Source organism: Verminephrobacter aporrectodeae subsp. tuberculatae At4, from assembly GCF_000193225.1.
In the GTDB taxonomy this organism is placed as follows: Bacteria; Pseudomonadota; Gammaproteobacteria; order Burkholderiales; family Burkholderiaceae_C; genus Acidovorax; species Acidovorax aporrectodeae.
Genome location: NZ_AFAL01000972.1, coordinates 1 through 10409, shown reverse-complemented (window position 1 = coordinate 10409; position 10409 = coordinate 1). Strand labels below are relative to the sequence as shown.

General features: G+C 61.2%; 13 protein-coding genes and 2 pseudogenes. 9 read left to right on the top strand and 6 right to left on the bottom strand.

The features are described from left to right. The coding region (locus VTU_RS0123730; RefSeq protein WP_010110068.1) for an IS66 family transposase at nt 1-247 on the top strand (247 nt) is incomplete at its 5' end. Between the two features lie 4 nt (nt 248-251). On the opposite strand, the gene VTU_RS0123725 is transcribed toward VTU_RS0123730, so the two are convergent. Beyond that, complete coding sequence (locus tag VTU_RS0123725; protein WP_010110067.1) at nt 252-1658, bottom strand: aminotransferase-like domain-containing protein; 1407 nt, start codon at nt 1656-1658, stop codon at nt 252-254. 174 nt (nt 1659-1832) lie between these two features. Between VTU_RS0123725 and VTU_RS0123720 the strand changes: the two genes are divergently transcribed. Together VTU_RS0123720 and VTU_RS34530 are read left to right on the top strand one after the other, a co-directional pair. Continuing rightward, a complete protein-coding gene (locus VTU_RS0123720; protein ID WP_010110066.1) occupies nt 1833-2723 on the top strand; it encodes a DMT family transporter in 891 nt (296 codons plus the stop codon). A 3-nt stretch (nt 2724-2726) separates the two neighbouring features. Beyond that, entirely contained in the window at nt 2727-3155 is a 429-nt protein-coding gene (locus VTU_RS34530; protein WP_010110065.1) for a M67 family metallopeptidase, read from the top strand. A 16-nt stretch (nt 3156-3171) separates the two neighbouring features. On the opposite strand, the gene VTU_RS35290 is transcribed toward VTU_RS34530, so the two are convergent. Then, on the bottom strand, nt 3172-3507 hold the full coding sequence (locus VTU_RS35290; protein ID WP_029554706.1) for a hypothetical protein: 336 nt from the start codon (nt 3505-3507) through the stop codon (nt 3172-3174). Between VTU_RS35290 and VTU_RS35285 the strand changes: the two are divergent. The 3 genes and pseudogenes from VTU_RS35285 to VTU_RS0123695 all read left to right on the top strand — a co-directional run. After that, nucleotides 3436-3738 (top strand): annotated as a pseudogene (locus VTU_RS35285) (HesA/MoeB/ThiF family protein); the annotation flags it as partial. The gene VTU_RS35290 and the pseudogene VTU_RS35285 sit on opposite strands and share 72 nt — an antisense overlap. Nucleotides 3739-3770: 32 nt before the next feature. Then, a complete protein-coding gene (locus VTU_RS35280) occupies nt 3771-4613 on the top strand; it encodes a ThiF family adenylyltransferase (protein ID WP_236610859.1) in 843 nt (280 codons plus the stop codon). Nucleotides 4614-4638: 25 nt separating this feature from the next. Next, a complete protein-coding gene (locus VTU_RS0123695) occupies nt 4639-5553 on the top strand; it encodes a PLP-dependent cysteine synthase family protein (RefSeq protein ID WP_010110064.1) in 915 nt (304 codons plus the stop codon). 26 nt (nt 5554-5579) lie between these two features. Here VTU_RS0123695 and VTU_RS35500 read toward each other — a convergent pair whose 3' ends face one another. Next, complete coding sequence (locus VTU_RS35500) at nt 5580-5702, bottom strand: hypothetical protein (protein ID WP_010110063.1); 123 nt, start codon at nt 5700-5702, stop codon at nt 5580-5582. Between the two features lie 42 nt (nt 5703-5744). Here VTU_RS35500 and VTU_RS0123690 point away from each other — a divergent pair, with 42 nt between their 5' ends. The 3 genes and pseudogenes from VTU_RS0123690 to VTU_RS0123680 all read left to right on the top strand — a co-directional run. After that, nucleotides 5745-6545: a serine O-acetyltransferase gene (locus VTU_RS0123690; RefSeq protein ID WP_010110062.1), complete on the top strand. Its 801-nt coding sequence runs from the start codon at nt 5745-5747 to the stop codon at nt 6543-6545. A 16-nt stretch (nt 6546-6561) separates the two neighbouring features. Continuing rightward, nucleotides 6562-7275, top strand: a complete 714-nt coding sequence (locus VTU_RS0123685; RefSeq protein WP_010110061.1) for an alanyl-tRNA editing protein — start codon at nt 6562-6564, stop codon at nt 7273-7275. 6 nt (nt 7276-7281) lie between these two features. Further along, a pseudogene (locus VTU_RS0123680) lies at nt 7282-7539 on the top strand (amidohydrolase family protein); the annotation flags it as partial. 17 nt (nt 7540-7556) lie between these two features. On the opposite strand, the gene VTU_RS0123675 reads toward VTU_RS0123680, so the two are convergent. The 3 genes from VTU_RS0123675 to VTU_RS0123665 form a co-directional block, all read right to left on the bottom strand. Continuing rightward, nucleotides 7557-8486, bottom strand: a complete 930-nt coding sequence (locus VTU_RS0123675; RefSeq protein WP_236610858.1) for a tripartite tricarboxylate transporter substrate binding protein — start codon at nt 8484-8486, stop codon at nt 7557-7559. Nucleotides 8487-8607: 121 nt separating this feature from the next. After that, a complete protein-coding gene (tcuB, locus tag VTU_RS0123670; RefSeq protein ID WP_010110057.1) occupies nt 8608-9774 on the bottom strand; it encodes a tricarballylate utilization 4Fe-4S protein TcuB in 1167 nt (388 codons plus the stop codon). Beyond that, on the bottom strand, nt 9761-10409 hold a 649-nt coding region (locus VTU_RS0123665), incomplete at its 5' end, for an FAD-binding protein (protein WP_010110056.1). The genes tcuB and VTU_RS0123665, both read right to left, overlap by 14 nt.

The following is a 10409-nucleotide window of genomic DNA, read 5'->3' as shown; positions in this document are numbered from 1 at the left end:
GCAAGAGGTGCTGCGCTTTGCGCGTGACCTGTCGGTGCCTTTCACGAACAACTTTGCCGAGCGGGCCATCCGGATGCCCAAGGTCAAGCAAAAGATCTCGGGTTGCTTTCGCACCTTTGCCGGGGCGCAAAGCTTCTGCACGATCCGCTCCTATCTGGACACTGCTCGCAAGCATGGGGTTGGCATGCTTGAGGCGCTACGGGCAGCGTTCAATGGCGCTCCGATGGAATTCGTCGGTAGCGGCTGAATAGTTACACCGAAACAAGGGAGTTGGCCACGCGTTGAAAGCCGTCGTACAGAAGCTTGTCGTTGTTCCACGTGTTGCTGACGCTGGCGCGGATGAACTGCGGGACATCGTTTCGAGAGATGGTGAAGGGCTCGGCGGTGCTGATCAGGTAGTTCTTGCTCCGCAGATCGGCTTCGATCTCCGAGGCCCGCCATGGCTCGTTCACCTCGATCCAGAAATGCGGGCTTTGTGCGTGCGTCTTGTATCTCGTCCCCTCGAGCAACGGAGAGACCAGGCCCTTGCGCCGACTGATCTCGGCAACTTGACGCTGCTTCATTTCCCGGGCAGTGCCATTCTCGATCCAGATGCTGGCCAACTCCTGGGTCAGCGGCGTTGCCATCCAACAGGACGATCGAAGGGCCGCCGATAGGCGACCGAACAACGCCGCCGGCGCGTGCAAATAGCCCACTCGCAGGCCAGCGGAGACAGCCTTGCTCAGGCTGCTGATCAGGATGCTCCGTTCCGGAGCGAAGGCGCTCATTGGGGGCGGGCGATCTTCCACCAGAACGCCATGAACCTCGTCCTCAAAAACGAGAAGGTTCTGTTGCCGACAGACGCTCGCGATGGCCTCTCGTCGGGCGGTCGAGAGAACGCCGTTGGTTGGGTTCTGCAGCGTCGGCGTGCAATAGAGCGCTGACACGCGATTCGTTCGGCACAACTCGTCGAGGGACTCGGGGAGCAGGCCCTCTTCGTCCATCGCCACGCCCACGAGCTTGATGCCGAGAAAGCGCGCCGTCGTGATCAAGCCCGGATAAGTCAGCCGCTCTGTCGCTACTGTGTCGCCGGGGCGCAGGAGGCCCATCAGCGTACACAACAGGCCGTGCTGGCCACCGTTTACGCAGGCGACCTGGTCCAACTTGGGAACGAAGTCGCCGTGTGTCAACCACTTGGTGCCCGCTTGCCTGTGTCGCGGCAATCCTGGGTCAGGTGTGTAGAGGCTCAGTTCACGCAGGATCTGAGGGTCCCTCGCCAACTTTTGCAGGGTCTTGGCTAGCACGTCTGCCTCGGCCCCCGGGATGTGCATGTTCCGGCTCATGTCGAAGGCCTCGAAAGGCTCATCGGTAAACGTGCGGAAGCCCTCGTCGCGCTTGTGCTCGATACCGCGCTGGCGAGCAAAGGTGCCGTCGCCCACTCGCGCGACCACCAGGCCGAGGCGTTCTAGCTCGGAATAGGCGCGACTCACAGTGCCGCTGGTGACGCCGAGGCTGTCAGCCAGCTTGCGATGCGTGGGCAATTTGGACCCGGCCTTGATGTCGCCGCGCTGGATTCGCTGCTCCATCGCGTGTGCAAGTCGCTTGTACTTGGTGCCTCGCCCGGAGGTGAGGGCTTCGAGGAGAATTGAATTGGTATCAATATAGTCTTTGACAGTCATTTCTTTCCAACTTAAGCTCGTTTCCGTCGCAATAGACGGCGATTTGCATCAAGAGTGTACATGTCATTGAACTGACTTCCAACAAATACCATCATGTCAATTGCCTCGTCAGTCACAACGAGTCCCGCTCCCGCATGGCGGAACTGGGTCGCGCCTAGCCTCGTCACGAGCATCTTGTTCCTGATCGTCTGTTTGAGTTGGGGCACCACCTGGCTGGCGATCAAGGTTGCCGTGGAAAGCGTTCCGCCGCTGACTGCGGCGGGCCTGCGCTTCCTGATCGCCTTTCCGCTCTTCCTGCTTTTCGCGACGTTCCGGCGCGAGTCGATCTTCTTTCCCCGCGGCAAGGGCCGATTCTTCGTGTTCGTTACGCTGACCTACTTCAGCCTCCCGTACTACCTTCTGAACTACGGCGAGACGCACGTCTCGTCCGGCCTGACGGCGCTGCTCTTCAGCACGATGCCGATTTTCATCCTCATCTTCTCAGCGCTCTTCCTGCGCGAAAAGATCTACGTATCACAGGTGCTTGGGATCGGGGTGGGCTTCGGCAGCCTCTACATGATCATCAAGACGCAAGGCATGCATCTGGATCATGGCGAGTTCCTGGGTGTCATTGCGATCCTCTCGGCCGCCGTCATGCACGCGCTTTGCTACGTGGTGACGAAGAAGCAAGGCGTGGGCATCAGCGTGATCACCTACAACACATTGCCCATCGGATTGTCCGGATTGATGCTCTTCCTGGCTGGGTGGCTGCTCGAGCGACCCGCGCTGGTCGATGTCACCGCGCGCTCATGGGGTGCCCTGATTTACTTGGGACTCTTTGCGTCGGTCGGTGGCTTCATCGTTTACTTCTTCCTGCTCAAGAGGCTCAGCCCGATCGTCCTGTCTTTCGTCTTCATCATCTTCCCCGTCTTCGCCGTGGTCATCGGCTCCTGGTACGAAGGTTTGTCGTTGTCCACCGATCTTGTCACCTACTCGGCGATCCTGTTGGTCGGCTTTGCGGCTACGAAGATGCCGGTCGAAAAGCTATTGGCGCGCGAGCGGCCGGCCGATGCGAGGCCGGAATAGACCGTGCTCTGCAAGTCCAGCCTCGAACGGATCTACGCGCACGCCATGCGGTCGTATCCGCTGGAGTGTTGCGGCTTCGTGTTCGCAGACGGAACGGTTCACCTCGGCGCCAACATCCAGGACGAATTGAATCGCAGCAACCCAGAGTCGTACAAGCGAAACGCCGCCAATGGCTACACGTTTTCGTTGGCCGACACCGCACGGCTTGTTGCGAGCATGCGCACGGACAACCCAGTTTCCATCATCTACCACTCGCATCCCAATGTCGGCGCCTATTTCAGCGGTGAGGACCACGACAAGGCCTTGTTCGCAGGCGAGCCCATCTACCCGGTGAGCTACCTCGTCGTTGATGTTCGCGACGACGGAGTTCACGGTTCCAAACAATTCGAGTGGGACGGCATGCAGTTCGAGTGCCGGGAGAGTTTCAGCTAGCGATCCGTTTCAACGATCACCTCAACGGGAGAAACACAACATGAACACGATTCAATTTCCAGCTATCTTGGCGCGAGTCGCAAACTTGCCGGAGGGGCGTCTCGAAGCGGACGGAAAGACGTTGCGCGAACTGATCGAGCACCTGTGCGAGCGGCACGCAGGGCTTCGCGGCCACCTTTTTTATGACAACAGTCGGCTGAAGGATCACTTCCTCTTCACGTCCGCAGGCGAGTTGGTCGAACCTGACCTTGCATTGCCTGCCGGCAGTTCGATCGAAGTCATGCTCGCTGCGTCCGGCGGTATCGACACCGCTACCTTGAGCAACGAGGAAGTCCAGCGGTACGTGCGCCACATCACTCTGCCGGGTGTCGGAAGGCAGGGTCAGCAGAAACTGAAGGATGCCAAGGTGCTGGTCATTGGCACCGGTGGATTGGGCTCGCCCGTGTCGCTATACCTTGCGGCTGCCGGTGTGGGCAGGTTGGGTCTGATCGACTTCGATGTGGTTGAGTCTAGCAACCTGCAGCGCCAAGTCGTGCATGGCAACAGCACGCTCGGAATGCCCAAGGTCGAGTCGGCCAAGCGTCGCCTGCAGGACTTGAATTCCTGCATCGAAATTTGCACACGTACAACGCTTCTCTCGACGCCGACAACGCTGTTCGGCTCATCGAGCAGTACGACCTTGTCGTGGACGGAACCGACAATTTCTCGACGCGCTACTTGGTCAACGACGCTTGTGCCCAACTTCGTAAGCCGCTGGTCTATGGCTCCGTCTACCGCTTCGAAGGTCAGGTCAGCCTGTTCAATCACAACGACGGCCCCTGCTATCGCTGTTTGTACCCCAGTAGCCCGCCAGCGGAGTTGTCACCAAGTTGCAGTGCCGGTGGTGTCATCGGAGTCCTGCCCGGGTTGGTGGGGCTCGTCCAAGCCACCGAGGCCATCAAACTGATCCTCGGGATCGGTGAATCACTGGTCGGGCGTCTTCTCTGCATCAACGCGCTCTCCATGAAGTTCAATGAAGTTCGTTTTCGGCGGCGTCCGGAATGCCCGACCTGCTCACCTGATCACTCACATCGGAGTCCTTCCGAGGCAGAAGTCGCGTGTTTGAGCAGTACCCCAACGAAGTCGGCGTTGCCGGATGATTTCTACATCGACCCGATGGCCCTGAAGCGTTTGATCGACAAGCGCGAGGGCGAGCTTGTGCTGCTGGACGTGCGCGACGCCAACGAACTGGAAGTCTGCAAGCTGTCTGACGTGCTGCACATTCCGCTGGCTCAGCTCGAGTCACGGATCGACGAACTCGATCGCGACAAGGATCACTACGTTGTGTGCTACGCCGGTGCGCGCGCGGAGCGGGCGGCAAGTACCTTGATAGCCGCCGGCTTTCGCAACGCACAGGTTCTCAAGGGCGGAATGAAGCGCTGGGTTCGCGATGTCGAGCCCACCATGCCGATCTATTGAATCCGTGTTTCGGCCGCCACGCCACATGATTCACGACTCGCTACTTGACGCCATCGGCAACACGCCGGTGGTTCGGCTCACAGCCTTCTCTTCCGAGCATGGAGTGCACGCCTACGCCAAGCTGGAATCGCTCAACCCCGGCGGCAGTCATAAGGTCAGAATTGCACTCGGCATGATCTTGGACGCCGAACGAAAGTGCATCCTGAGTCGCGGTCAGGGGCAAACGATCATCGAGCCAAGCGGGGGCAACACGGGCATCGGCTTGGCCATCGCCAGCAACATCCTTGGCTATCGCTTGGTGCTGGTGATCCCTGACAACTACAGCATCGAGAAGCAGAAACTGCTGCGCCTGTACGGGGCGAAGGTTGAGCTATCCGACAGTCGACGCGGCAACAACTCGCACGGCGAGAAGGCGATGGAGTTGCAGTTCCAGCACCCGACGTACGTAATGCTGAACCAGCAGCGCAACGTGGCCAATCCGGAGACACACCGGCAGACCACTGCCCTGGAAATCATCCGCGACTTCGCGGGCCAGCAGGTGGACTACTTCGTGGGTGGAATCGGCACGGGCGGTCATGTCACGGGAATCGGTGAAACATTGAAGGCGCACTGGCCGGGTCTCCGCGTGTTTGGCGTCGAACCTGAACAGTGCGACCTGCTGCTCGATCGTCACGCGCCCCACGAGATTCAAGGACTGTCGATCGGTGTGGTGCCGAGCATTCTCAACGTCGGAGTCCTCGACGGAATGATCAAGGTCTCGAGAGAAGAGTGCATCGACATGGCCTACCGCGTCATTCGCTCGGATGCCATCAGCATGGGGATCTCTTCTGCAGCAAATTTCGTCGCCATTTCCAAGGTGGCTCGGGATGTACCGAAGCACAGCGTGCTGCTGGCATTGGTGTACGACGGGGCCGAGTCCTACCTGCCCTATTTCGAGTGATGGCAGTCGTCTCCTTGAACACAGGGCTACATCATGCGGTGCTCGATGCGATGGAATGTTCCTTGCGGCCCTTCGAGCGGAGACATCTTGGAGCGGCACTCGCGGGCTGTCTGGATCGCGCGGTGGGACTGCTGCACGAAGATCTCCACGCCTACGCTTCCAGGGACCCAGCGTCTCACGGCGACCCTGGCTTGATACTGGAGACCTACGCGACGTTCCAGGCCGTGATCTGCTATCGGCTGGCGCAACAACTGTGGAAGCTGATTCCCGAGTTCGGACCGGTTTGCGAATTGATATCTCAACGGCTCAGCAACCGAGGCAAGGTCTTGTCAGGGGTGGAAATTCATCCGGCAGCGACCATCGGCCGACGTTTTGTGCTCGACCACGGCTTCGGAACTGTGATCGGCGAAACCTGCGATATCGGGGACGACTGCTACATCCTTTCTGGCGTGATCCTGGGCGCCACCGGCATTGCCAACAACCGAAACGGCAAGCGGCACCCTCGACTCGGCAACGGTGTCGAGATTGGTTCGGCCGCAAGAGTGTTGGGGCCAGTGGTGATCGGCGACGATGTCTTCATCAGCCCGTTCTGTGTCATCACGCAAGACGTTCCGGCGCACGCCCGCGTGCGCATCGCGAACCAGGTGCAGGTGCTCAAGCTTCACGGAGCAACCAAGTGCGGCTACTTCAGCGCGTTCGCATCGAATCTGCACTTGCACTTGGTCGGCGAGTCCGTTGAATCGCAAGATGTGGAGGTTCTGGACTCAGGGCACGAGCGCGTGGCGAGCCTGCGGTTCGAGCGCACTGATAGTACGCGTCATCACGCGCAGTTCCGCCTGCTGCACGGAGGTGGTCCGCTGCCGCCTCCAGGATTGCCCCTTCACCTGCGCGTGGCGTGCCCGGACCACCAGGTCACCGTTCTGGAGCCCCCAGGCCTGGGCGGTTTGGTCAGAGGCGTTGTTGATACAAACGCGCTCTCGGCACTGGACTAAACGAGAGGATTCAAGCATGCAAACCCGCCCTCTTTTCGAACACGCGCCCTACGAAACCACGTTCAGCGCGACAGCGCTTGAGGTGAGTGACCTTGGTGTGGCGTTGGACCAGACCCTGTTCTATCCGACAGGCGGCGGTCAACCTGGAGATACCGGGAGCCTCACGATGCCCGACGGCACAACCGTGCGGGTCATGGGGACGCTGCGCGATCCGTTGCGTCGTTCCGTCATTTGGCACCAAGTGGAGGGTTCTGAGATTCGCTTCTCTTCCGGCATGGCGCTGCGTGGCGACATCGATGCGGCGCGTCGCCATCAGCACATGAGGATGCATACCTGCCTGCATCTGCTCTGCTCGATGGTCGCCGCGCCCGTTACGGGTTGCAGCATCGGTCACGAGAAAGGGCGACTTGATTTCGATCTCCCGGAGATGACGCTGGATAAAGCCGTCATCACGGCCAAGCTGAACGAGTTGGTCGAGGCAGGGCTCGAGGTCAGGAGCTATCGCACGACGGTTGCCCAAACCGAGGCCGCGCTGCAGATGTCACGCACGCAAGGAGCCGCTCCGCCGACGCTCAACGGCGAAGTCCAGATGATCGAAATTGTTGGAGTCGATGTTCAGCCTTGCGGCGGAACTCACGTGCGAAACACCAGAGAGATCGGGCGGGTTGTCTGCGAAAAGATCGAAAAGAAAAGCGCGCACAACCGGCGAGTGTCAGTCCGCTTCGCGTGACAAATGACCGCGGTGTGGAAGATGAGCGGACTCACGGCGCGCAACTTCGGACTCCAAGGGCGCGGCACGCTCGCGCCCGGGCAGCACGCCGATGTGGTCATCTTCGACGCCGCAACGGTGCGCGACAGGGCCAGCTACGAGAACCCGAAGCAGGCGGCCGAGGGCATCGACACGGTGATCGTCAACGGCGCCGTGACCTGGCAGGGCGGAGCGCACAGCGGGGCGCGCAACGGGCAGGTGATCGTGCGCAAGAAGGGGAAATAGCGAGGGTCTGCTGGCGTTCAGTCGATTTCGGCGGCGGAAATTTGCACCGCGGCTTGCCATTTTCGGGATTCCTCCTGCATGAAGGCATGGAATTGCGCCGGTTCGCTTGCGACCACCTCGGCTCCCATATCAACCCACTTTTGCCGCATTTCCGGCATCAGCACGGCCGATCGGATGTCCTGGCCGATGCGCTCACGCAGTTTGTTTCTCATGGATGCCGGAGCCAGCACACCAAACCACGTGGAATACTCGAAGTTCTTCAGACCCGCTTGTGCGAAGGTTGGTATTTTCGGAATTTTCTCGACACGGTGGTCATGCGCAATGGCGACGGCCTGCAACTTGCCGGATGCAATATGCGCAAGCACCCCGGTCAGCGTGGCAAACATCGCGTCCACCGACCCGCCCAGTACGTCGGTGATTGCCGGAGCGTCACCCTTGTAGGGAACATGCACCATTTTGGTCTGCTGCGCCATGTTGAACATTGCACCGGCGAGGTGTTGCGCCGTACCGTTTCCCGGGGATGCGTAGGCCATTTTGTCCGGATGGGCCTGCGCATGGCGGACGAAATCGTCCAAGGTCCGGATGTTCAGGCCCGGGCGCACGACCAGCACCAAGGGGACTTTGGCGATCAGCGTCAGCGGGGCAAAGTCATCGATCGGGTGGTAATCGAGTTTTTTGTAAATGCTCGCGCTGATGGTGTGCGCCGAGGTGGTCATGTAGAGCGTGAGCCCATCGCCTTGCGCGCGCGCCACCTGGGCGGCTGCCAGCGTCGTTCCCGCACCGGGCTTGTTCTCGACGAGCACTGCGTGGCCCCGGAGCACGGTCATTTTCTCGGCGAGCGCGCGCGCCACCATGTCGGTCGCTCCCCCTGCGGCGTAGGGGACGACCATCTTGACCGTGCCTGTCGGCCAGGCGTCCAGTCCCTGTGCAAACGCAGTGCTTGGCAATACGCTGGCTGCTGCGATGGTTTGCAAAAATGTCCGGCGGCGAGGGCATGTCATTTTTTGCTCCGGTTGGCTCTCAAAGGCTTTTCCGATATTTGCATGGTCCCGGTCCTGCTCCGGCTCATCACGGGGCGCCCCATCTGCCAGGCTGGCGCTGCTCGACGCAGTGGCGCAATAGGGCCGCGCTGCGGAAAATGCCGTGCGCGAATTTTCCGTAGGGCAGGGTGGCGAACAGGGCCATGACAGCGGCCAGGTGCAGGCACAGCACCAGGGGCATGGCCGGGGTTCCCCGGCACAGCCAGAGCGCCAAACCGCTGGCGCTGGTGAAGAACAGCAGTGCCATAAAACCCCGGTCCATCGGTTTCTGCGCTGCGTCACCGTGCAGGGGGTGGCGCCTGAGGTTCAGCCACCCCAGGCCCGCCGTGCCAACGAGCAGGCTCACGCCCCCTGCGACCCCGAGAACTTTGGGCAGGCTGGGCCAGTCGTAGGGCGCGGCCAAACCCAGGACATAGTGATACAGCGTTGCCACGCTGGTGGCGGCAAAGCACAGCAGGAACCCGTAGAAGGTGCAGTGGTGCAAGCGCCGCCGCGAGAGCGTGTGCGCGTCGTCCTCGTTGTGGCAGCCCGCACCATGTCCGCCGTCCAGGTACTTCAGGCGCAAAACGGCGTCTGCGGCCTGCGCTGCTGCGGAACGCGTCAGCGGTGCGCCGCTGGTGGCAGGAGTCAGGTCGCGCCAGAATCGACGAACGCCCATGCCCAAGGCCAAGGTGGAGAACAAGAATACGGGGGCAAACAGCAGCACCAGGACCGTGTGCGGAAAAATGCCGTAGAACCCCGCGCCCGTCGGCACATTCCACGGCGCGCCCTGGGAGAGCATGGCCAGGAACAGGAACAAGGCCAGCCCAAGCAGCAGCGCCAAGGAAACGGTCAGGCCATTGCGCTGGTAGAGTTTTCCGAACGTTGGGGGCCAGGCATAGTCGGTATAGGTCTGGACGCGCACGCGCGCCATGGCCTGCGGGACGTTCACGGCAAACGCATGCGGTGGTGCGTACTGGCAGGCATGCAGGCAGGCACCGCAGTCATGGCACAGGTTCGCCAGAAAGTGGATATCGGCTTTTCCGAATTCCAGCCGGCGCGTCATCGCCGGAAATACCGCGCAAAAACCTTCGCAATACCGGCAGGCGTTGCAAATCTGCATTTGCCGCGCCGCTTCGGTTTGCGCCGGGCCAGACACGCGCGCCCCGTCCGCCAAGGCGCGTGCAGCGCGGGTCAGGGCATCAAGCGCTTGCACGCTGTGGCTCCTTCCGGATGGCCGCGCGTGCTGCGTTGCTGCCGGCGATGCGGCCAAGGGCCGTGCCAATGGACATGCCAACGCCCGCCGCATAGCCTTTGCCGAGCACGTTTCCCGCCATCATTTCGCCCGCCACGAACAGGTTCTGGCTGGGCGCGTCGGAGAAGCGCACGGCGGCGGTTTCGTCCGTGCGCAGGCCCAGGTAGGTAAAGGTCACGCCCGGTTTGAGCGCGTAGGCGCAGAAAGGCGCGGTGTCGATGGGGCGCGCCCAATGCGTCTTGGCGGGGCGCAGGCCCTCGGTATGGCAGTCGTCGAGCGCGGTGTGGTCAAAGTGCCCCACGCGGCAGGCCGCGTTGTAGTCATTCAGGGTGCGCATGAGGGCGGCGGCGTCGAGCCCGAGCTTTTGTGCCAATTCCTCCAATGTGTGCGCCAGCACGCCAGGAAAAACGGGGGGCATGAAACGCCCGAGCGCCTTGGCGTCAATGATCGAGTAGCCCATTTGCCCCGGCTGTTGGGCGACCAAGCGCCCCCAGATGGCGTAGCGCTTGGGCCAGAAGTCCTCGCCCTCGTCATAAAACCGCTGGGCATTGCGGTTCACCACGACGCCGAGCGACACGCAGTCGATGCGGGTGCAT